Below are 21226 nucleotides of genomic sequence, written 5' to 3' on the forward strand. Positions count from 1 at the left end.
ACACAACACCGCGTCCGCGTCACCAGAGGAAACGTCACCGATGCAAGCCATCCTCAGCGGCGACAGCGCGCTCATCGTCGCGATGATCGTCGCCTACATCGCCTTCACCTCATGGCTCACGTTCAGGCTGCGCAGCAGGACCAGCGACCAGTTCATGACCGCTTCGCGCGCGATGCCGGCCGTGGTCGTCGGCGTGCTGATGATGTCCGAATTCATCGGCGCCAAGTCGACTGTCGGCACCGCGCAGGAAGCGTTTCAGTCGGGCATGGCGGCCGGATGGGCCGTGCTCGGCGCCTCGCTCGGCTTCCTGCTGTTCGGCATGCTGATGGTGAAAAAGCTCTACAATTCGGGCGAGTACACCATCTCGGCCGCGATCGCGCAGAAATACGGCAAGTCGACCATGCTGACCGTGTCCGTAATCATGATCTACGCGCTGCTGCTGGTGAATGTCGGCAATTATGTCAGTGGCGCAGCTGCGATCGCCACCGCGCTGCATGTCAGCATGCCGGTTGCGATGTGCGTCATCGCTGTCGTCAGCACCTTCTACTATGTCTTCGGCGGATTGAAGGGCGTCGCCTGGGTGACGATCCTGCACAGCGCCTTCAAGGTCGTCGGCATCGTGATCATTTTTTCCGTTGCGATGTCGCTGACCGGCGGCATCGCGCCGATCCAGGCCAAGCTGCCGGCTTATTATTTCAGCTGGGACGGCAAGATCGGCTTCACCACCATCTTCGCATGGACCTTCGGCACGGTCGGCGCGATCTTCTCGACGCAGTTCATCGTCCAGGCGATCTCCTCGACGCCGAGCGCGGACGACGCCCGCAAGGCGACCTACTATGCGGCGGCGTTCTGTCTGCCGCTCGGCTTCCTGCTCGCGCTGATCGGGGTTGCCGCAAAATTTCTCTATCCCGACATGAACAGCCTCTACGCGCTGCCGGTGTTTCTGGAGAAGATGCCGCCGCTGGCGTCCGCCTTCGTGACGACTTCGCTGGTCGCTTCGATCTTCGTCAGCGTCTGCACGGTGGCGCTGGCGATCGCTTCACTGGTGGTGCGCGACTTCTATGTGCCGTATTGGAAGCCGACGCCGGAGCGCGAGCTGAAGATGACCCGGGTGTTCTCGGTGCTGATCGGAATCGCGCCGCTGGTGTTCGTGTTCTTCATTCCGGAGATCCTGAAACTGTCGTTCTTTACGCGGGCGCTGCGCCTGTCGGTGACGATGGTGGCGATGATGGGTTTCTATCTGCCGCTGTTTGCCAGCAACCGCGGCGCCACCGCCGGCCTGATTGGAGCTGCGGTCTCGACCACGGTCTGGTATTTGCTCGGAAACCCCTTCGGCATCGACAACATGTACATCGCAGCCGCAACGCCGCTGGTCGTGATGGCGCTCGAGCGCCTCGCCTTGGGCCGCACGCCCTCAGCGCCGCAAGCCGCGCAACCAACATTCGTGGAAAGGACTTCGACATGACCATCGATACCGAGGTCGCGACTAACAACATCGAGATCGCGACCGACGGCGCGGTACGCCAGGCTGCCGGCGATCCCGACCGGTGCGACGCCTTCATTCCCTCGCCCTGCGTGCAGAACCACGCGGCGAATTTGATGCCGCTCGCCAACGGCGATTTGGCCTGCGTCTGGTTCGGCGGCACGCAGGAAGGCATGTCGGACATCTCGGTCTATTTCTCGCGGCTTGCCCGCGGCGCGGCGCAATGGTCGCGCGCCGAAAAGCTGTCCGACGATTCCGGACGTTCCGAGCAGAACCCGGTGCTGTTCCCGGCCCCGGACGGCGCGCTGTGGCTGATGTGGACGGCGCAGCTCGCGGGCAACCAGGACACCGCGCTGATCCGCCGACGTATCTCGCGCGACAACGGCAAGAGCTGGGGCCCGATCGAGACGCTGTTTCCCGAACATCGCGGCCGCGGCACTTTCATCCGGCAGCCGATCGTCGTGCTCGACAATGGCGACTGGCTATTGCCTGTGTTCTACTGCCACAGCACGCCCGGCAAGAAATGGAACGGCGACGAGGACACCAGCGCGGTGAAGATCTCGTCCGATGCGGGTGCGACCTGGCGCGATGTCGACGTTCCCGGCAGCCGTGGCTGCGTGCATATGAGCATCGCGCGGCTCGACGACGGCTCACTGATCGCGCTCTATCGCAGCCGCTGGGCGGACAACATCTATCAGAGCCGCTCCACCGATCACGGCCGCAGCTGGTCGGCGCCGGTCGCTACGGTGCTGCCCAACAACAATTCCTCGATCCAGGTCACGCGGCTCGGCAATGGTCATCTCGCGCTGGTCTTCAACGATTCCAGCGCCAAGGATGCGACCGGCCGCCGCCTGTCGCTCTACGACGAGATCGAGGACGACCTTCCGCCCGTGCTCGCCGGCGACGGCGGCAAGGCGGACGGACGCACCGCGTTCTGGGGCGCGCCGCGGGCGCCGATGACGCTCGCTGTTTCCGCCGACGGCGGACGAAGCTGGAGCAAGCGCAACGTCGAGACCGGCGACGGCTATTGCATGACCAACAATTCGCGCGACCAGACCAATCGCGAGCTGTCCTATCCGTCCGTCAAGCAGACAGCCGACGGCGCGATCCACATGGCCTTCACCTTCCATCGCCGCGCGATCAAATATGTCCGTGTGAGCGAACCATGGGTGATGCGTGACTGAGATCATGGACAAGCGGGACGCGCTCGTCACGGGCGCCAGTTCAGGAATTGGCGCTGCGATCGTCGAGCGCCTCTTGCGCGACGGCTGGCGCGTCACCGGGATTAGCCGCCGGCCGGGACCATTCGACCATCCGGCGTTCGATCATGTGTCGCTTGACCTCAACGATGTCGATGCAATCGCGAACGCCGTCGCAGATCTCGCGCCGACCGCGCTGGTTCATGCTGCCGGCATGCTCAAGGTCGGTCCGCTCGGTTCGCTTGACCATGACGACGGCGCCGCGATGTGGCGGCTGCATGTCGATGTCGCCGAGCGTCTCGCCGACGCGCTGGCGCCGCGCCTGCCGCAGGGCGGGCGTATCGTCTTCATCGGCAGCCGCACCGCCTCGGGCGCAGCCGGCCGCGGACAATATGCCGCGACGAAAGCGGCGCTGGTCGCGCTCGCCCGGTCATGGGCGATCGAGCTCGCGCCGCGCGGCGTCACGGTCAATGTGGTTGCACCGGCCGCGACCGAAACGCCGATGCTGAAGAACCCGACCCGCGCCAATGTCGCGCCAAAGCTGCCGCCGATCGGCCGCTTCATTCAGCCGGAGGAAGTCGCGAGCGCGGTCGCGTTCCTGCTCTCGGCGGACGCTGCCGCCATCACCGGACAGCAGCTCGTCATCTGCGGCGGCAGCTCGCTCTGAATTCGCGCTCGGCCATCACGCCTCGTCGAGAACATCGAACAGCTCTTCGACCCTCTCGAACGGGCCATCCCGCATCTGGCCGTGGTAGACGACACGATCGCCATCGCGTTGCAGCGATCGCCCTCGGGATTTCCGCAATCGTCCCGGCAGGAACGTCGCGGCGACTGCCTCGCGCCCAACGTCCAGGCGGATGATGCCCCTGCGCTTGCAATCCAGCCGCAGTCTCGCTGCGGCAAAGACGTCGCGCGCCGCGGGCGGCAGTGGCCCAAAGCGGCGGGAGGTTTCCTCCTCCAGATCGTCAAGGTCGTCTTCGCTGGCGCATCGCGCGGCCCGGGCATAGAGCTCGAGCCGCACCGGCTCCGATTGCACGTAGGTTTCCGGAAGCATGTCCGCGACCGGCAGATTGAGGTCAGGCACCCAAACCTCGGCCCTTCCATCGGCCTTCTCCGAAGCCATTTTCAGGAGGTGGCTGTAGAGCACGGGCCCGAAGACCTGGACATGGCCGGATTGCTGCTCGGAGAACAGGTCGCCCGCACCCCTGAGATCCAGATCGCGCTCGCTGATGGCAAAACCCGCGCCCGGCCGGGTGAACTCCTCCAGCACAGCCAGCCGCTTCTCGGACTGCACGGAGGCCGACTCGGTCAGCAGATAGGCGAAGGCGCGTATGCCGCTGCGACCCACACGCCCGCGCAGTTGGTGAAGCTGGGCGAGACCGAAATTTTCGGGCCAGCACACCACGATGGTGTTGGCACGCGGGATGTCGAGGCCGCTCTCCACGATGTTGGTGGCGAGCAGGACGTCGGCCTTGCCCTCGACGAAGCTCATCATCCGATCGTCGATCTCGTCAGCAGGCAATTTGCCGTGGAGACAGACGATGGTCAGGTCGGGTGCCATCGCCTGTACGCGTGCCAGCATGGGTTCCAGATCCTGGATGCGCGGACAGATCAGGAAGCTTTGTCCGTGGCGTCGCTGCTCGCGCAGCAACGCCGAGACGATGGCGGCATCCGACAACGGAGCGATCTTGGTCGCGACCGGAAGCCGGTGAACCGGCGGCGAGGCCATCACGCTCAGATCCCGAAAGCCGGCAAGACCAGCGGCGAGCGTGCGCGGAATCGGCGTCGCGCTCATCCAGAGCGTATGGACATTCTTGGCGAGCCCAGAGAGTTTTGCTTTCTCGGCTGCGCCAAAATGCTGCTCCTCGTCGATGATGACGAGGCCGAGATCGTCGAATTTCACGTCCTTCGCGGCGAGCGCCTGCGTTCCGACCACGATCTTCATTCGGCCGCTGCGCAAGCCCTCCTTCGCCTCCCGTACCTCCGCGCCGGACGTGGCGCGCGACAGGCTTCCGACCTCGATGCCGAACGGGGCAAAACGCTTGCGGAAGGTCGCGACGTGTTGCCGTGCCAGGACAGTCGTCGGCACCGCGATCGCCACCTGTTTTCCCGACAGCACCACGGCGGCCGCCGCGCGCAGCGCCACCTCGGTCTTCCCGAAGCCGACGTCGCCGCAGATCACCCGGTCCATCGGATGGCCGGATGCAAGATCATCCAGCACGTCATGGATCGCCTTGGCCTGATCGATCGTGGTGAAATAAGGGAAGCGCGCGACGAACTTCTCGTAGGCCGATCCCGGCGGAACCAGCTTCGCAGCCCGCCGTCGGCGGCGCTGGCTGATGTGCTTGGCGAGCGCCTTGCCGGCGATCTGGATTTCCCGCTCGGCCTCGGTGCGGCGGGCCCACCATGAACTGCCATCCGCCTTGTCGAGCGCCAGCTTGCCGCGCTCGGACGCATAAGGCCACATCAGGGCCAGGTCAGGCGGCGGCACCAGAACCGCATTGTCTCCCGCGAAAGAAAGCCTGACCATCTCCCGCAATGCGCCGCCGCCCGTGTTCACGGTCTGCAAGCCATCGAGTACGCCGATGCCACGCTGGAGATGAACGACCACCGTGCCCTGCTCCGGCACATCGGCGTGGTCGAAAGCCGCGCTCCAGCTTCGCGCCATCGGCTGCGGATGATGCGCCCTGCTACCGAGCACGTCGGACGCCGTCAGGACGACGAGCGCTTTTTTCGCAAGGATGATAAAGCCAGCATCGAGATCGGCCAGCAACGCCGCTTCGCGCTTGTCCGCGCTCGCCGCCTCGTCCCAATTCGCGACGCGTTCCGCCTTCACGCCGCTCATCCGCTCCATCGCGCGCAGATCCTCCTCCTGCGCTGCGACGAAGACCAGACGCGAACCGGCCCGCCGCGTCTCCTCGACGAAGGCGCGAAGCGCTTTCCTGGAGGATGTCAGCTTGGAGAATTCCGGCGTGGGCTGGAAGGGAGACGTCCGCGGCAACACCTTCATGCCCTTGGAGGCCAGCTTCCAGTCGCGCGGTCCGAGATATTCGCGCTCCCTGTCCGCGCGACCCGCGCCCTCCTCGATCGTGTCCAGCCAGCCGTCGGCATGCAGGGGAACCCCAGCATCCGCGATCCATTTGGCGCGTCCGCAATAGTCGAACAGCGTCGCGCGCTTGTCGCGCTTGCCGGCGAAAGCGAGCCGCTCCGACATGGGATCGACGAGAAGCTCTTTGGTCTCGAAAATGATCTCGTGTTCTTTCGGGTCGAACGCCACGATCCGGCGGATCGCGCGCCCCGAATGCTCGACCCGGAACGGACCGAGCGCGCCGGCCGGAAATATCTCGAAGGTCTGCCCGTGAAACAGCACGCCGCCCGGATAATCCGGCTCGTCGTCCATGTCGTAACCCAGGGCTTCGAGACGGACGCGAAGGTCGGCTTCCGAGAACGAACCGCCGACCTTCAAGCTCGTGTTCAGGCGCGCCAGGCTCACCGGAGACGGCAAGCGCTCCATCACAGCCTCCGCCGTCGAGACGAGAAAGATCGGCCGTTTGGATTTCGCCAGCCGTCGCAGCACCGCGGCTCTGCGCCCTGCGATTTCGCGCGATGGTTCCAATTGATCGAACGGCAAGGTGTTCAATCGCGGAAACACCAGGACCTCGCAGGACGGATCAAGCGCATGAATGACGCTGCCGAGCCGCTCCGCCCTGTTCTCGCTTTCGGCCAGGAACACGAGTCCGTTGCGGCCGGAGTCCTTCCATTTCGCAAGCAGATGAAGCGCCATCATACCAAGCGGCGACGACGACGAGATCGCGGCGCGTTGCGATGCCTTGGCCTTCTTCGGCGAAGTCTTCTTTAGCGAGCTCTTGTTTGGCGCAATCTTTTTTGGCGAGTTCTTTTTGGCCGAGTGCTTTTTTGCCGATTTCTTGGCCGGGTTCATGGCCGCGTTCTTGGCAGGGCGCGCTTTTTTGGAATGCCGCACGTGAATCCGTTTCTGGTCGTCAACGATCATCGATTGCACGCGCGCCGAGCTCATGTCGATTCGGCAGTGCGGCGTCATGCATATGGGTTTTTGCCGTGCGAACGCACGCCTCCCATCAACTCTCGCGCGGCGTGCAGGTTGCTGGCAAACGCGAAAAATTGCGCGAGGACAAGCGACCAGTCGTCTAGCAGACGCGCCCGCCCATTTCTACCCTTCGCCAGAACTTCGCAACTAAATGATGCCGCTCTGCCGAAGCGCCGCAATTGCGGCAGTATCGTAGCCGAGCTCGGCCAGGACAGCATCGGTATGCTCGCCGAGCGTCGGCGGACGCGTCGCGATCTCACCCGGCGTTTCCGACAGCCGGACGGCGGCGCGCGCGACCGGTGCCTGTTTCGGCAAGCCCGGGTAATCGACGTCCTGCAAGAAGCCGGCGGCGCGAATGTGCGGGTGGTCCAGCGCTTGTTGCGGACTGAGGACGGGGCCGGTCGGAATCATCGCAGTTCCCAGCGTATCGACGGCCTCCTGCGTGGTGCGCTCGGCGCACCAGCGCGCCATGCGTTCGCTGATGACGGGGCCGTTGTTGCCGCGGCTGATGTCGTCGGCAAAGCGCGGATCGTTCAGCCACTGCTCCTCTTCGCCCATCAGCTTCGCCCAGCGTTTGAACAACGGATGTCCGGTGACCTGGCACAGCACCCAGCCGTCCTTGGTGCGGTAGATGTCGGCCGGCGCGGCGGTCTGGCCGAGATTGCCGGTCGGAACGCGATTGACGTTGATGACCGCCTGCTCGATCAGCGTGGCATTGGTGAAGGACAATGCGGTTGCGAGCAGCGCGCCCTCGACGATCTGCCCGCGGCCGGATTTGCCGCGCTCGATCAGCGCGGCGAGCGTCCCGAACGCGCAGTGCAGCGCGGTTCCGAAATCAACCCAGTTCACCGCGGCCCGGTAAGGCGGATCACCGGTGCCGGTCATGTACACCGAACCCGACATGACCTGGCCAACACCGTCGAAGCCGACGCGATCCGACCACGGCCCCGGCCCGCCGAAGGCAGTGGCCGTCGTCAGGATGATGTCTGATTTGATCGCCCTCAAGGAATCGTAGTCGAGCTTCATCGCACGCAGCGTCTGCGGCGGCAGATTGGCGACGACGACGTCTGCGGTCGCAACCAGGCGGCGCATCACCTCCTGCCCCTCCGGCTTCATCGGATCGAGCGTGATGCACTTCTTGTTGCGGTTGACCTGGAGGAACAGCGCACCTTCACCGCCTGCGCCGACCGGCGCCACGAAACGATCTTCGCTGCCGTCGCGCTTTTCGACGCGAATGACCTCGGCGCCGAATTCGGCCAGCAATGTCGCGCAATACGGCCCGGCGATGTAGCGCCCGAAATCAAGGACGCGCACGCCTTCCAGAACTCCCCCCATCGGCCTCTTTCCTTATGTGTTTTTTGTGAGATTACAGGGAATGGTTGCCACGGCAAGATGGCGGCGCACACTATGTCCTGCCCTTAAAATGTGATCTGCCAACCGTTTCGGCCGGCGGAAATTCTGTTCTAGTATGGACCTGTCCGTCCCTCCAGCGAGAAGCGCACATCCATGCCGCAACAATTCGATCGATCCGCAGAAGATCTCGGCAACGCTGTTCATTTCGAGCACGTCAACATCCAGGTTCCGGACCAGCGCCTGGCGACGTTATTCTACGTCACGGGACTAGGTCTCACGCGCGACCCCTATCTGATGGTGTCCGACACCAACATGTGGATCAATGCCGGACGGAGCCAATTTCACCTGCCGAGCGGCAGGCCGCAGGTGCTGCGCGGTCATACCGGCCTCGTCATCGAAGGCCGCGAGGCGCTGCTGGGGCGATTGGCGTCGGTCGCCAAGAAGCTCGAGGGCACGGCGTTCGCGTTTTCCGAGCACAATGGCTATGTCGAGGCGATCTGTCCGTGGGGCAACCGCCTGCGCTGTTATGAGCCGGACCCGGCGCGGTTCGGACGCATCGCGCTCGGCATTCCCTATGTCGAGTTCGAGGTGCCCATCGGGACCGCGCCGGCGATCTGCGCCTTCTATCCCGAAATCATGGGCATGCCCGCAGAGCTCTGGAATGGCGACGGCACGGTCGCAGCGGTGAAGACCGGCCGCAATCAGCACCTGCTGTTCCGCGAGAGCGATCGGCCCCAGGGCGACTATGACGGCCACCACGTCCAGATGTACATCACCGATTTCTCCGGCCCTTACCGCAAGCTCCTCGCGCGCAATCTGGTCTCGCGCGAGGACAATCAATACCAGTACCGGTTCTGCGACATCGTCGATCTCGGCAGCGGCAAGCCGCTGTTCACGGTCGAGCACGAGGTGCGCAGCGCAACCCACCCGATGTTCATGCGGCCAATGGTCAACCGCAATCCGGCGATCAACAACCGCAATTACGCGTTCGGACATGACCAGACGTCGTGGGCGATGGGGCCGGATCAGTACGAGGGATGATAGAGTAAAGCGAAGCTGCTGCGGCACGCTTTCATCCGAGCGCCGCTCCGACAAAGTCTTCGGTTAAGCTTCCACACACCCGAGCTGATAGGGCAATGCTCTTAACAACAAGCCCCTCTCACGCCAAATCGATTGAACGAATCCACTCATCGTCTGTCAGTACCGTCCCGAAATAGGCCGGGTACGTCGCTATCAGGCCACGGGTGAGATCACCGTTCGCCCGCACCCATGCGCGTGCAGTGGCAAAATTTGTGACTTGTGAGAAAGTTGCCGCAAGGCTCTTCGCAATTTCGCGGTCGGAGAATCCCACTTCGTACATGCCGAGCGCCGCCCCTGTCGTAAGACCTGCCTTCATCTGGCGCTGCAGAAACTTGAACGCGTCGACGAGCGCACCGTCCAACCCCTCGGCCAAGTCAGCAACCGTCGAAACGACCATTGCGCCTTCATAGGCAAATCCGCCTTCGCACAGCGCGATCGCGTGTTCGATAGTCGGCTTCCGGTTGTTACCACCGATGCGGACGTCGGCCTCGATCATACGCCCAAGGATCGCGGCGAAGGTTTCACCGGCAAGCCAAGCTTGCACGAGGGACGGAACAATCTCTTGCTTCGACAGGGCCGTGATCGTCGAGTGGCGGTTGTGCTGAAGCATCATGGGAATAACCGCGGCCGCGAAGTTGCCCGCAAGGGCCGCGAGCACCAGCGGCTCGACATTGCCCGACAACCACGCGCGTAGCGCTTCGACCGATCGCGGAGCCAGCGGGGAACGGCGCAGAGCTTGCCGTACCTCATCGGTCGTGGCGCGCGCGAGAAGGTCCTTCGCGATATTGCGGAAGACATTCTCGATCTGCGCGCGTTGTGCTTCGTCAGCCAAGAAATGCGCAAGCGTGTTCTTCGCAAGTTCCACCGCGCGTTCAGGCAGATCGTCGCCTTCAAAGTTGAGGTGAGCCAGGAGAAACGACGCGATCCCGTGAACGATACGGACCCGTTCCTGCAAGAACTTGATGAATTCGCGCGGCTTCACGTTCGGATTATTCGCACGGGCAAGCTCTGCCAGCCGAGCCAATGCCGCGTCATCGTCCGAAAACAAGAGCCGGTGAATTTCGCCGACATTAATGCGCACGACTTGATCGTCACGTTGTCCATACGCGAACGATTCGAACATCGCCGAAATGCTGCTCGCGGACGGTTCCGAATTTGCCGAGTCCAGCAACTGCTTCGCACCTCGCCAGCGCCGTCCTCCCCGTCGTCGGCCTTTCTCGTCGAAGATCGAATTGTCCGCGAAGATCACGCTACCTTCCGTATACATGCCCGCCCGGCCGGCCCGCCCGATGAGGTTGTGAAAGTCGCGGACGAGGATGCGGTCCTTGCCTTGATTTACGCTCGTTACGATCAGGTACTTGATCGGCAGATTAACGCCCTGCGCGAGCGTGGAGGTGCATACAACGAAACGCACCAAACTGACTTTCATCGCATACTCGATCGAAAGCCGGAGACCGTGTGGCACACTCGCGTGATGCGGGAAGATGCCGAGCGCAGCCGAGCGCGCGGCCGGGGCCGACTCGCCAAGTTCGCGCGCGAACAAGCCAGCAATTCGCTCGACCTCATCGGCGTCAGACACCCCGATCGGTTTGTCGTATTCGCCCGTACGCTCGAACAAGTCGGCCGCGTCCTCGCAAATTTTGGCTGCGGTGTCCTTGCGGCCGCAAAACACTGCCACGCTTCCGTTGGCGACAAGTTTGAGGCCGAGATAAAGTCCCGACGGAAGGGCCGTTCTTCTCGAGCGGGAACTCGTTCGGTTTTTTCGGCCTAGGTTCAAGCGAGATTTTCTCGATGACCCGAGGCACGAAAAACTCGACATCCTCAGGGTCGAGCGGGTCTACATATTCGAGCCTTCCGAGCGGATTGCGCCAACTCGCGAAAGCAATGCTGCGCGAGGTCGGAAGAAGACCGGTGCCGTCCACGACCAAGTCTGGGTCGCTCAAAAGCCATTTTGCAATGCGCGGCGCGTTTGCAATGACAGCGGAAATCAGGACGATTTGTGTTTCCGGGGCGAGAAGCAGCTTTAAGGACGTTAGGAGCAGCTCGTACGTGACGCCGCGCGCGCCACTGTCGAACTGATGCCCCTCGTCATATACAACCAATCCAATTTGCTCCGCGAGCTCTGGCGTGCGACGCAGCAGGTAGAGCAATTTTTCCGGCGTAACGATGAGGACGGTCTTCTGTTCGAGTAGCTCCGCTATTGATAGATCCTCTTGGAAGCTGTCCGTCGCTTCATTAATGACGACGTTGTCCCCAGCAAATGCGTAGGCCATATCGCTTCGGATGTCGTGGCACAGCGACCGGAACGGGCAGACCATCACGGCAAGTGAGAACCGGTTGGCAAGAAAGCCACTTCGCAATATCAGCTCAGTCGCACGGGTCTTGCCTGCGCTGGTGGGCATTTGAATCAGCGCCGACTTTCCTAGGAGAACGCCGGCTTCGCAGATACGCTGCTGTGAAGGCCAAAGCTCACGGGGAAAGCCATCGCGACCAAGGAAGGGCCTCCATGTGTCGATGTCTACACCTGACGCATCGGGCAAGATTGTCACAGCGGCGGCGTTGACCTTCTTGCTGACGAGCGCAGCGATTAGGTCAGCATAAAGCAGTTCGCGGCCATCGCCGCTCTCATAGGCGTCTTTGCGAATGGAAGCGGCCGGGTTGTAGACAGCGTCTACGCTGCCCTCGCCGCTGAGATAGGCTGACAAATTGGAGAGAACCGAGGTACCCGGTTGCTGATAGGGGCCGTCGGGTAGTTCGCCTAAATCACCGCGGAGAAGCCTGTAGGTCAGAAGCGCTAGGCCCGCCCCGACGGTCGGCTCCGGTGCAGTCGCCTGATTGATTAGGACCTTCGAGCTCCCAGGATTTCCGCCAAGATAGAAGCTCGCTGAGGCAAGGATCGGAAATTCGCCTTGGGCAAAATCATCAAGCTGGCTTTGCAGATAAGCATCGAAGTATGTGCCGGCAAAGGTTAGCGTTGCCAGCTCGGCCGGCTCGCGCGCAGTAACGAGAGCCGAGTCTGCAATCGTCGCGGCTGCGTCTCCCAATAGACCCACCGCGAGCGAGAACAGCTTGTTGGGTGATTGAGGGAGCTCGATATGCTCCTCTTCGGGCACATCGTACTCGTACATCTTCGCTTTCGAACGCGTTGTGGCGAGGAGACGATTTGCTGCGCGTTCAGGCCTCATCGGCGGCCCTCCGATAAAGTGCGTGAACGAGTTGCATCATCGCCGTGCCCGTCACGACGATCAACCTGAGGTTTGACGCATTAAAATGCCCGGTGGCCGTGACCGCAGCAGCATGTGCCGGATCGAACGTCGTTACATCGTGCACTGCGGCGGCGCCGCTAACGCGCTTGAAGGGCCTGTCGGTCTCGTTCTGGAAGCGTGCAATTTTATCGGCCGGCACGCGCTCGCCCCTCTCCAGAAAACGCTGCCTCAACGCATTAAGCGTCATCGCCTCGCGGAGCTTATCCTTGTTCGAGTCATCGATTGCGATCTGCAGGCGGTTTTGGGGCTCAGCTCCTAGGGCCAATTGCGCTTTTGCCTCGAAGACGAACAATTCGTCTTGCGGGCTCACAACGCCGTCTTGCGCGAACTTGAAGCCAACAACGTCGCAGCCTTTGGTCGATTCGTTTCGGTTCCATTTGAAGTCATAGCGGAGCTGCCGCGGGCACCAGTATCCCAGTTTGTATTCGATATAGTCCGCGACAATGATCTCTGCGAAATCGCCAGAGCGAACGCTCGGCCCGGGCGCCATCGCCGGATCCGGGAATTTTATCTGCGTTAGATACTCACTGTGACTCAAGCCCATCCCGTTCGCTAGGTCCGGTAGCATGGCGTCGTCGCAGTAATGCTCGCGGAAGTGCTTCGCCCATGCTGATAGAATCGCCGCATCGACGGCATGGTTCAACTCCCACAGCTCGACGGTTTGACCGTCAACACTCGTAATCGCATTGCCCGTGTTCACGAGCCAATTGAGGTGCGCAGGGGCTGTCATGGGGATCGGCAGGGCGAAACTTGGAAGGGAGACGGAACTCTATCATACGTTGAACGACTGACCACTGTGAACCGGTCTGTGAGCCATTTGCTGCGATATACACGAAAGTCGGACTGTCGTCATTGCTTCAGCGCGCCAACCAATTGCGCGTCTCGGGAGGTAGTCGTGGTCGAACGCTGTTTCCACCTACAATCTCCCCCTTGCCGGTGGCTGGCGGCGCGAACTTGATTCCCGCGAGGACAATCAATACCAGTACCGGTTCTGCGACATCGTCGATCTCGGCAGCGGCAAGCCGCTGTTCACGGTCGAGCACGAGGTGCGCAGCGCAACCCACCCGATGTTCATGCGGCCAATGGTCAACCGCAATCCGGCGATCAACAACCGCAATTACGCGTTCGGACATGACCAGACGTCGTGGGCGATGGGGCCGGATCAGTACGAGGGGTAGGAGCAGCAAGGGCTGAATGGAATCAGCCGGGCTACCGGGTCTTTCGCAAGAATTCGACCCGTGGCCACTCCGGATCGGTTGCTGTACCATGGACCTCGTTCAGGCAAGCGAGATCCAGATGGACCGACGCGAGTTCGTTTCGGGATTGACTGCTGCAAGCGCGTTTGCAGGCTTGATGCAGATCGCCGCCGCGGCGGAGGCCAGGCGGGTCGCGCTGGTGATCGGCAACGGCGCCTACAGGAACGTGCCCACGCTGCTCAATCCGCCAAACGATGCAGGTGATATCGCTGCGGCGCTGACGCGACTCGGATTCTCGGTTTCGCTGATGCCTAACGCCGGCTTCGATGACATGCGCCGCGGCCTGATTGCATTGGGACGCGACGCTGCCGGCGCCGACATGGCGGTCGTGTACTTCGCAGGTCATGGCATGGAGATCAGCGGCGAGAACTGGCTGATCCCCATCGACGCAGAACTGAAGCGGGACACGGATGCGGCAAATGAAGCCATCAGCCTACAGAGCGCGATGTTGCAGGTATCCAACACGACGAGCCTTGGCCTCGTCATCCTCGACGCGTGCCGCAACAATCCTTTCGCCGCCAAAATGAACCGCTCGATCGCCACGCGCGCGGCCCCGAACAATGGGCTCGGCCGGATCGAGCCGGTCGGTAACGTCCTCGTCGCCTATGCCGCGCGAGACGGCACCACGGCGTTTGACGGCGACCAGCGCAACAGCCCGTTTGCGGCGGCACTCCTGCGCAACATCGAGACGCCGGGCGTCGAGGTTACGTTCATGTTCCGGAACGTCCGCGACGAGGTCATGGAAGCGACTCACAACGAGCAGCAGCCCTTCGTCTACGGCTCGCTGTCTCGCAGAGCGATCTATCTAGCCGGTCGACCAGCCGGCGGCGCCGAGGGCGCGGCGGGTGTCACGCCGGCTCCGGCCGAGGTCTCCCCTGCGCGGTCGCAGGCGCCGATGTCGACGGCGGTCGATCCTGCGTTGGTCGGCACCTGGGAGATCATGGTGCCGAGCGGCCGTGGGCAGTCGCGCTGGATCTGGCAGATCATGGGGGACGGCACCTACAGCTTCCGCGCCGAGCCACCGCGCTCGGCTCGCCCGCACGAAGGCACGATCACCGCAGCGAATGGCCACTGGACTCTGCGCGCCCTCAAGGGCCTTTCGGGCTATAGCGATAGCGGCGCATATGAGATCCACGACACGCTGGCCATGATCACTGGCAAGCTGGGCAGCGGCGCCTGGAAGCGCAGCGTCGAGTAACTCACGATCAGCGCGCGGCGGCATCCCATCGGCTCAGCCATCGCCGCGAGCGCGAGGTAGACGGCGATATCTGGTAGCGCGCTGAGAAAGGGCGGCTCCGCTAAAGGGCGGAGCCGCCGCTCCTTGGCACGCCCGTCGACGGGCATGTCCCACCTTGCGCATCAGACGGGTGTGCGTCCCATTAGAAGTGGACCTCGGTGCGCATACCAAGAACCACGGCGTTGTCGGTCTTCACGCCCGCGGCGTTGAAGCCACGCCCGCCGGGATTGATCACATATTGCGCGTCGAACTTGAGGTTCAGCCAGCCGGTCGCCTGCCAGCCGTACCAGACTTCGATCGGAACCTCGTTGCCGCCGGCATTGGGACTGAGGGCCGCCGTATTCACATGGGTCGTGCCCACCGCGAAGCCGACTTCGTCCTGGGGACGCCAGGTGAACGTTCCGGTGTGCCGGAAGCCCCCGGCAATCTGGTAGTCCTGAAACGACGTCCGGTGATCGGCAACAGTCGTATTGAGGAAGGTGTGCCAACCCACGGCATCGGGGCCGTCAACGGTCAGCCGCTGCACGATCGACTCGTAGACGCCGTAGCGGCCCCTTTGATCCCCGAGATTTTGATCCGGGACGCCACCGACGCCCGGGATGGTGGAGATGATGCCGGGAAGGCCACCATCAATGGTCGATGCGCTGTCATACCAGCCGCCAAGTCTCCAGGTCCCGGACAAGGGACCCTTGGGCGCCCAGACCAACTCCACCGGCACCATCACGCCGCTGGCGCGGCTTGAGGCGGGGATGCCCGGCAAGAAGTAGGTGGTAGATTGGTCCGTCGTCAGATAATTCGGATTGGCGTCGTAGACGCCGACCGAAACCGTGAATTCCGGAGCCACCTTGTAGTGGACGACACCGGCCCACTGGCTCACCGGCCAGTTGTAGATGTAGCCACCCTGGATGTTGCCGGGCTGGCCGCCGCAGAAAGTCAGGTTGATGAACTCGCACAGACCGAAGAAGAAGTCGGAGCCGACGGGAAGACGGCCGCCCTTGAGTTCAAGGCGGTCATCGAAAAGCTTCTGCGAATAGTAGAGCTGTGTCAGGCGCAGAATATTGCCGCGGCCGAACACTTCGTTGGTCAGCTGCAAGGCGGGAATGCCTGCCTGGTCATTCAGATTGCGGCCGAAGCGGTCGACCAGCGTAAGACCGATGGTGCCGCCCTGGATTGAAGATGGTTCGCACAACGTTTCTCGGTGCGCCCGTCGCACCGCAGTGAATGTCTGTGACGGCCTTTGCCAGTAACTTTTGTTGAGCTTGAGAGAACGTGCCTTGCTGCGAAGTCCAGGCGTAAACGGGCATCGGGATTATTCCTTCATTTGGCCGGCCTAACGCGGCTGCGTATGCTGGTTGGTTCCGCGGGGTTACTCTCGTTGGCAATTACGGGTTCGCTCCACCGGTTATCGATGTTGCGACCGGCTCTCAATCTTGTGCGTCAAATAGTGCTGTGCGTAATGACGGCGCAGCTCCATTTTCTGCACCTTGCCCGTGGCCCCATAGACGAGCGCTTCGACGAAGACGATATCGTCGGGCATCCACCATTTCGCGATCTTGCCTTCGAGAAAGCTGTAGATCGATTGCGCTGTCGCTGGATTGGTCGCGGCAGGGACGATCACGAGCAACGGCCGCTCTTCCCATTGCGGATGATGAATCTCGATGACGGCAGCGTCCACTACCCCTGGACAGCCCGATGCGAGGTTCTCTAGATCGATGGAGCTGATCCATTCGCCACCCGACTTGATGACGTCCTTGGCGCGGTCGGTGAGGCGAATGTGATTGTCCTCGTCCATGACAGCGAGATCCCGGCTATTGAACCATCCGTCCTCCAGCAACGGCTTCTCATCGCGGAAATAGCTGCTCGCTATCTAAGGGCCTCGGAGCATGAACCGTCCGCTCGACACGCCGTCGCGCGGCAATTCATTTCCGTTCGCATCCGCGATCTTGACGTCCACCCCACAAGATCGGAGTTTGGAGTGCAGGCAGCCGAGGTTCGGCGACAACATCTGGACGCGACCGCCGAAATGCGTGATGCGGCCGTCCACCACGTGGATCACCACGCCCATATCGATGACCGAGGTGTAGTACTGATACGCCAACTGGTTGAGGAAGGAGGCGAACGGCTCAATCGTCCGGACGTTCGCGATGACACGTTGGATCGACTGTTTCCGAAGCGCCGTCTACCGCGCGACCCACGTTACAGCGCCCCGACAGAAATTGAAGGCGAGACGTCCATACAGAAGGCTGCTCCCCGGCTCTGCCACAGCCAGGCGATACGAATTGCCGAGAGCGCGGACAAACTCGATCCCCCCGTAAGGTCATAGTGCGTCAGCATCAAATATGTGCTCGCGAGCGGCAGCAGCAGGGCGTGAATGCCAATGCTGTTCATGACGGACCTGCTTTTGCGCGCGGCAGCGGCATGAATTGCGCGAGATAGGCGCTCCGCCATTGATACGGCGTGTCGCCGACAAAGCGCTTGAACACCGTGGTGAAATGCGCCTGGGTCTGGAAGCCTACGGTCAAGGCGACATCGACCAGAGTGACTTCGGCCTGCTTGAGCAGCTCCTGGGCGCGCTCGATGCGCCGCCTCAGCAGATATTCGTGAGGCCGAGCGCCGATGGCTGCGCGGAACTGTGCGGCGAAATGCATCCTGCTCAGGCCGGCAACGTCGGCCATGTCCTGAAGCGTGATCTTCGCGGTCAGATTCTTGTCGACATATTCCAGAACGCGCTTGAGGCGCCAGCTCTGCAACGACCGAACGGTCCGGCCGGCGTCCTCCTCGTGAACGCCGTCGGCCGGGTCGAGCTCGGCCAGCGCGCCGGACGCCTGCCGGCTGAACGTCCGGGTGAGGATCGCAAGCCGCAGGGCGTCGGCCATGATGGCGGAATGGGCATCGTGCGTCGCTTCGGTCGCCGCGAGCGCGTCCGACAGACGCCGCATGACCGGATCGGTGAGGTCTCCTGCTGCAAACGCGAGCTCGCTCTCGGCAGGCGACCCCGCAAGGAGTTTTGCAGAGAGTCTAAAGCGAGGCCGGCGAACGGTAGATCGTTCGACGTCAGCCGCGTGCGTCTCGACCGCCAGGGCCACGTCCAGATGGACGAGAGACAGCGTTGTGCCGTTTTCGTTGAACCGGTCGCGGAGTTTCGACAGCCCGAGCTGATGTTGGTCGATCGCCGAGATATCGATCGCGCGAACGTCATGATCCTTGATCGCCTGTGAGCGTGACATCTGCAGCGACATTGTCGAATCTCCTTGTCCCGTTTTCGATCCGGCATCGCCTGGCTGGCTTGTCCGAATGTCATGGGAGCAGAGTAGTTCGGCCGCCCGCGCGATCCATTCTACGCGCGGGTGCGTCGATAGGTTCTCGGGTTGACCGCGTCATACCTAGGTATGATCGCGGCAGCTTCGTGGGGTGAGCGCACCTGCGTGACGCCTCGCCGGCATTGCGGATGCGGACAGGAGTCGCGGCGTGACACGCCTGCGATAAGTTGACGCGCTTTTTGCGTATGATTCGCTGGTGGAACCATGTGAGCTCCCTGGTTTTTCCGCCGAATGCCGGCCGCCGGCGCTTTCGCCGGTTTGCTCGGTCCTACAAGTCTTCCACGAGAGCACGAAAATCGCGCGGCGGGATATTGTGAACGCGATCAAATCGCGGCATCAACGCTGGTGATATGGGAAGAACGACTGCCAGCGACGATGACGACTCATGATCGGCCCACGGGTTCATCCATGAGCCGCGCCGGCTTGCGGTTCTGGTCCGCCGTCCTCGCCTTCGCGGTTTTCCTGGTTGACGTGTTGACGCCGCTCGAGGGCGCGGTCGCGGTCCTCTATGTCGTGGCGATCCTGCTCGCGGCGAAGACCAACCGGCGCGACGACACCATCGTCGCCGCGGCCGGCTGCATTGTCCTGACGATATCAGCCTATCTGTTGTCGCACGGTCTGCAGAACATTGCATCGCCCGCTCTTCGCGTGCTGGTGAGCCTCGCGGCAATCGGGATCACGACCCTGCTGGCGTTGGAAAATCACGCGGCAACGAGACGCCTCGCGGCGCAGGCGCGCCTGCTCAACCTCTCACATGACATGATCTTCGTCAGGGATCGCGGCGGCGTGATCACTTTCTGGAACAAGACCGCCGAGCAAGCCTATGGCTGGTCGGCCGACGAGGCGGTCGGGCAGATCGCCGACAAGCTTCTGCAAACCATATATCCCGACCGGCGCGAGGTCATCGAGGCCGCCCTGCTCGACAGCGGTCGGTGGGAAGGCCGCGTGCAGCAGCATACGAAAGACGGAACCGCGCTCACCGTCGATGCCCGATGGGCCTTGCAGCACGATCGCCTCGGCAAGCCCGTCGGGGTTCTCGAAACGCATACCGACGCCACCGACCGCGTGGCTGCGCACAGCGCCCTGGTGCAAAGCGAGCAACGATACCGCCGGATGTTCGACGCAAGCCGGATCGGCGTGGTCGAGCAGGACTGGAGCGGCCTGCGAGCCGCGCTGCAATCGCTGGACACCGCCGGAGTCAGCCTGCGCGATTATCTGGCGCAACATCCCGATTTCGTCCGGAATGCCCGCCGGCTCGCTAAAATCAAAAACGTCAATCCGGCCCTGCAAACGATGGCAGGCGCACATGGTGCCTCGGCCCTTATCGAGAACATGGAGCGGGTTCTCAGCGAGAACGACCGGAATTTCCTCGGCGCATTGATCGCGTTCGCAGAAGGCAAACCGTTCTACGAAGGAGAGACCGAGCTCGTCAGGCTCGACGGACGCAAGGTTCCAGTGCTGTTCACGATCACCTTTCCTCCCGAGTCCGACGGCGATCGCAACGTGCTCGCCTTCGTCGTCGACATCACCGAGCGCAGGCAGACGCAGGATGCATTGCTCGCGGCCCAGGCGGAGCTGGCCCATGCCGCGCGCGTCGCCACCCTCGGCGAGCTCAGCGCCTCCATCGCCCACGAGGTCAATCAGCCGCTGGCGGCGATCGTCACCAGCGGCGAGGCCGGCTTGCGCTGGCTGCGGCGCGCGGTGCCCGATCTGGACGAGGTCGCGGCCACGATCGTCCAGGTCGTCGCGGAAGGCCGCCGCGCCAGCGAAATCGTGGCGCGCATCCGGACCTTCCTGAAAAAGGCGCCTGCCCAGCAGGACAGTCTCGACATCGCCGAGATCATCGAGGAAGCGGCCCTTCTGGTCGCGCGGGAACTCGCGAACGACGACGTCGTCCTCACCTTCGAGACCGAGCATGGCCTGAGGCCAGTTCGCGGCGACCGGATCCAGCTTCAGCAGGTACTTGTCAATCTGCTGGTCAATGCCGGCCAGGCCATGTCGGCCCAGCCCGGTTCCCGCACGGTCAAGCTGCGCGCCGGTGCCGTCGACGGCAAGAATCTCGCCATCTCAGTGCAGGACAGCGGCCCCGGCATCCAGCCTGACGACCTGGCGCGCCTGTTTGATCCGTTCTTCACGACCAAGCGCGGCGGAATGGGCATGGGACTTGCGATCTGCAGAACGACGGTGGAAGCTCACGGCGGCCAGTTATCGGTCGAGAGCACGCCCGGCGCGGGGGCGACATTCCGCCTGACACTGCCATACAGCCAAGAACATCCCAGACCATGACACGACCAGACCAAGTGCAGCCGCCTGCCCAATCCCTCAACTCGGTCGTCATCATCGTTGATGACGACGCCGGGATCCGCACCTCGCTCGACAGCCTGTTCCGATCCGTCGGCCTCGAGACGCGCCTGTTCGCATCGCCCGCCGAACTGCTCGGCGGCTCGCTGCCGGACGGCCCCGGCTGCATCGTGCTGGACGTCCGCCTTCCCGGCGCGAGCGGGCTCGACCTGCAGGGTCAGCTCGTCCGGCAGGGTATCAGATATCCGATCATCTTCATGACCGGCCATGGGGACATTCCGATGTCGGTGCGTGCCATGAAGGCCGGTGCGGTCGATTTCCTCGCCAAGCCGTTCCGCGACCAAGACATGCTCGATGCGGTGACGGCGGCGCTCGAGCGGGATGCGCAGTACCGTGCCGAAGCCGCGACCAAGGAGGATATGCGCGCCCAATACGAAACCCTGACGGCGCGCGAGCGCGAGGTCATGGGCCATGTCACCGCCGGCCTGATGAACAAGCAGGTCGCCGCCCTGATCGGCCTCAGCGAGATCACGGTCAAGATCCACCGCGGGAACGTCATGCGCAAGATGGTGGTCCGGTCGCTGGCCGACCTCGTCCGCAAGGCCGAGGCGCTCGGGGTTTCTCAAACCCGCAGGACTACGGACCAAACCTGAGTATAATTCCGG

Annotated in this window: 18 protein-coding genes and 1 pseudogene; 8 read left to right on the forward strand and 11 right to left on the reverse strand. The window is 62.7% G+C overall.

Annotation, left to right across the window (positions count from 1 at the left end):
- Positions 1–40: 40 nt before the first annotated feature.
- Genes ACPPVR_RS31655 through ACPPVR_RS31665 form a run of 3 tightly spaced genes read left to right on the forward strand, consistent with a single transcriptional unit; the run spans position 41 to position 3349 of the window.
- Positions 41–1465, forward strand: coding sequence for a sodium:solute symporter family protein (locus ACPPVR_RS31655; protein ID WP_426610459.1), 1425 nt, complete (start codon positions 41–43; stop codon positions 1463–1465).
- Positions 1462–2667, forward strand: a complete 1206-nt coding sequence (locus ACPPVR_RS31660; RefSeq protein WP_426610460.1) for a sialidase family protein — start codon at positions 1462–1464, stop codon at positions 2665–2667. The genes ACPPVR_RS31655 and ACPPVR_RS31660 overlap by 4 nt, the downstream gene beginning before the upstream one ends.
- 4 nt (positions 2668–2671) lie before the next feature.
- Positions 2672–3349, forward strand: coding sequence for an SDR family NAD(P)-dependent oxidoreductase (locus ACPPVR_RS31665; RefSeq protein WP_426616223.1), 678 nt, complete (start codon positions 2672–2674; stop codon positions 3347–3349).
- A 15-nt stretch (positions 3350–3364) separates the two neighbouring features.
- Here ACPPVR_RS31665 and ACPPVR_RS31670 read toward each other — a convergent pair whose 3' ends face one another.
- Together ACPPVR_RS31670 and ACPPVR_RS31675 are read right to left on the reverse strand one after the other, a co-directional pair.
- Positions 3365–6469 (reverse strand): DEAD/DEAH box helicase, encoded by a 3105-nt coding sequence (locus ACPPVR_RS31670; RefSeq protein ID WP_426616224.1) that lies wholly within the window; start codon positions 6467–6469, stop codon positions 3365–3367.
- 426 nt (positions 6470–6895) lie between these two features.
- Positions 6896–8083, reverse strand: a complete 1188-nt coding sequence (locus ACPPVR_RS31675; RefSeq protein ID WP_426610461.1) for a CaiB/BaiF CoA transferase family protein — start codon at positions 8081–8083, stop codon at positions 6896–6898.
- Between the two features lie 171 nt (positions 8084–8254).
- Here ACPPVR_RS31675 and ACPPVR_RS31680 point away from each other — a divergent pair, with 171 nt between their 5' ends.
- On the forward strand, positions 8255–9142 hold the full coding sequence (locus ACPPVR_RS31680; protein WP_426610462.1) for a VOC family protein: 888 nt from the start codon (positions 8255–8257) through the stop codon (positions 9140–9142).
- A gap of 118 nt (positions 9143–9260) precedes the next feature.
- Here the strand turns inward: ACPPVR_RS31680 and ACPPVR_RS31685 are convergent, their stop codons facing one another.
- Genes ACPPVR_RS31685 through ACPPVR_RS31695 form a run of 3 tightly spaced genes read right to left on the reverse strand, consistent with a single transcriptional unit; the run spans position 9261 to position 13177 of the window.
- Positions 9261–10799 (reverse strand): hypothetical protein, encoded by a 1539-nt coding sequence (locus ACPPVR_RS31685; RefSeq protein WP_426610463.1) that lies wholly within the window; start codon positions 10797–10799, stop codon positions 9261–9263.
- Entirely contained in the window at positions 10753–12309 is a 1557-nt protein-coding gene (locus tag ACPPVR_RS31690; protein ID WP_426610464.1) for a DEAD/DEAH box helicase, read from the reverse strand. Before ACPPVR_RS31690 ends, ACPPVR_RS31685 begins: the two co-directional genes overlap by 47 nt.
- Positions 12310–12355: 46 nt before the next feature.
- Positions 12356–13177 (reverse strand): Hachiman antiphage defense system protein HamA, encoded by an 822-nt coding sequence (locus tag ACPPVR_RS31695; RefSeq protein WP_426610465.1) that lies wholly within the window; start codon positions 13175–13177, stop codon positions 12356–12358.
- Positions 13178–13394: 217 nt separating this feature from the next.
- On the opposite strand from ACPPVR_RS31695, the pseudogene ACPPVR_RS31700 reads away from it, so the two are divergent.
- Together ACPPVR_RS31700 and ACPPVR_RS31705 are read left to right on the forward strand one after the other, a co-directional pair.
- Positions 13395–13625 (forward strand): annotated as a pseudogene (locus tag ACPPVR_RS31700) (hypothetical protein); the annotation flags it as partial.
- A gap of 88 nt (positions 13626–13713) precedes the next feature.
- Positions 13714–14901 (forward strand): caspase family protein, encoded by a 1188-nt coding sequence (locus tag ACPPVR_RS31705; protein WP_426610466.1) that lies wholly within the window; start codon positions 13714–13716, stop codon positions 14899–14901.
- Between the two features lie 181 nt (positions 14902–15082).
- Here the strand turns inward: ACPPVR_RS31705 and ACPPVR_RS31710 are convergent, their stop codons facing one another.
- The 6 genes from ACPPVR_RS31710 to ACPPVR_RS31735 all read right to left on the reverse strand — a co-directional run bounded on the left by ACPPVR_RS31710 (position 15083) and on the right by ACPPVR_RS31735 (position 18179).
- Complete coding sequence (locus ACPPVR_RS31710) at positions 15083–16129, reverse strand: carbohydrate porin (protein WP_426610467.1); 1047 nt, start codon at positions 16127–16129, stop codon at positions 15083–15085.
- Complete coding sequence (locus tag ACPPVR_RS31715; RefSeq protein WP_426610468.1) at positions 16053–16244, reverse strand: tautomerase family protein; 192 nt, start codon at positions 16242–16244, stop codon at positions 16053–16055. The genes ACPPVR_RS31710 and ACPPVR_RS31715 overlap by 77 nt, the downstream gene beginning before the upstream one ends.
- Before the next feature lie 98 nt (positions 16245–16342).
- Positions 16343–16732: an AMP-binding enzyme gene (locus tag ACPPVR_RS31720; RefSeq protein WP_426610469.1), complete on the reverse strand. Its 390-nt coding sequence runs from the start codon at positions 16730–16732 to the stop codon at positions 16343–16345.
- Positions 16733–16807: 75 nt separating this feature from the next.
- Positions 16808–17005: a hypothetical protein gene (locus tag ACPPVR_RS31725; protein ID WP_426610470.1), complete on the reverse strand. Its 198-nt coding sequence runs from the start codon at positions 17003–17005 to the stop codon at positions 16808–16810.
- A gap of 131 nt (positions 17006–17136) precedes the next feature.
- On the reverse strand, positions 17137–17328 hold the full coding sequence (locus ACPPVR_RS31730) for a hypothetical protein (protein ID WP_426610471.1): 192 nt from the start codon (positions 17326–17328) through the stop codon (positions 17137–17139).
- Positions 17325–18179, reverse strand: coding sequence for a helix-turn-helix domain-containing protein (locus ACPPVR_RS31735; protein ID WP_426610472.1), 855 nt, complete (start codon positions 18177–18179; stop codon positions 17325–17327). The genes ACPPVR_RS31730 and ACPPVR_RS31735 overlap by 4 nt, the downstream gene beginning before the upstream one ends.
- A gap of 489 nt (positions 18180–18668) precedes the next feature.
- Between ACPPVR_RS31735 and ACPPVR_RS31740 the strand changes: the two genes are divergently transcribed.
- Both ACPPVR_RS31740 and ACPPVR_RS31745 read left to right on the forward strand, forming a co-directional pair.
- Positions 18669–20546, forward strand: coding sequence for a PAS domain-containing sensor histidine kinase (locus ACPPVR_RS31740; protein ID WP_426610473.1), 1878 nt, complete (start codon positions 18669–18671; stop codon positions 20544–20546).
- The gene (locus tag ACPPVR_RS31745; RefSeq protein ID WP_426610474.1) at positions 20543–21214 is read left to right on the forward strand and encodes a response regulator transcription factor; all 672 of its coding nucleotides are present in this window, start codon (positions 20543–20545) and stop codon (positions 21212–21214) included. The genes ACPPVR_RS31740 and ACPPVR_RS31745 overlap by 4 nt, the downstream gene beginning before the upstream one ends.
- Positions 21215–21226 lie beyond the last annotated feature (12 nt).

Source organism: Bradyrhizobium sp. McL0616 (assembly GCF_049993385.1).
Lineage (GTDB): Bacteria > Pseudomonadota > Alphaproteobacteria > Rhizobiales > Xanthobacteraceae > Bradyrhizobium.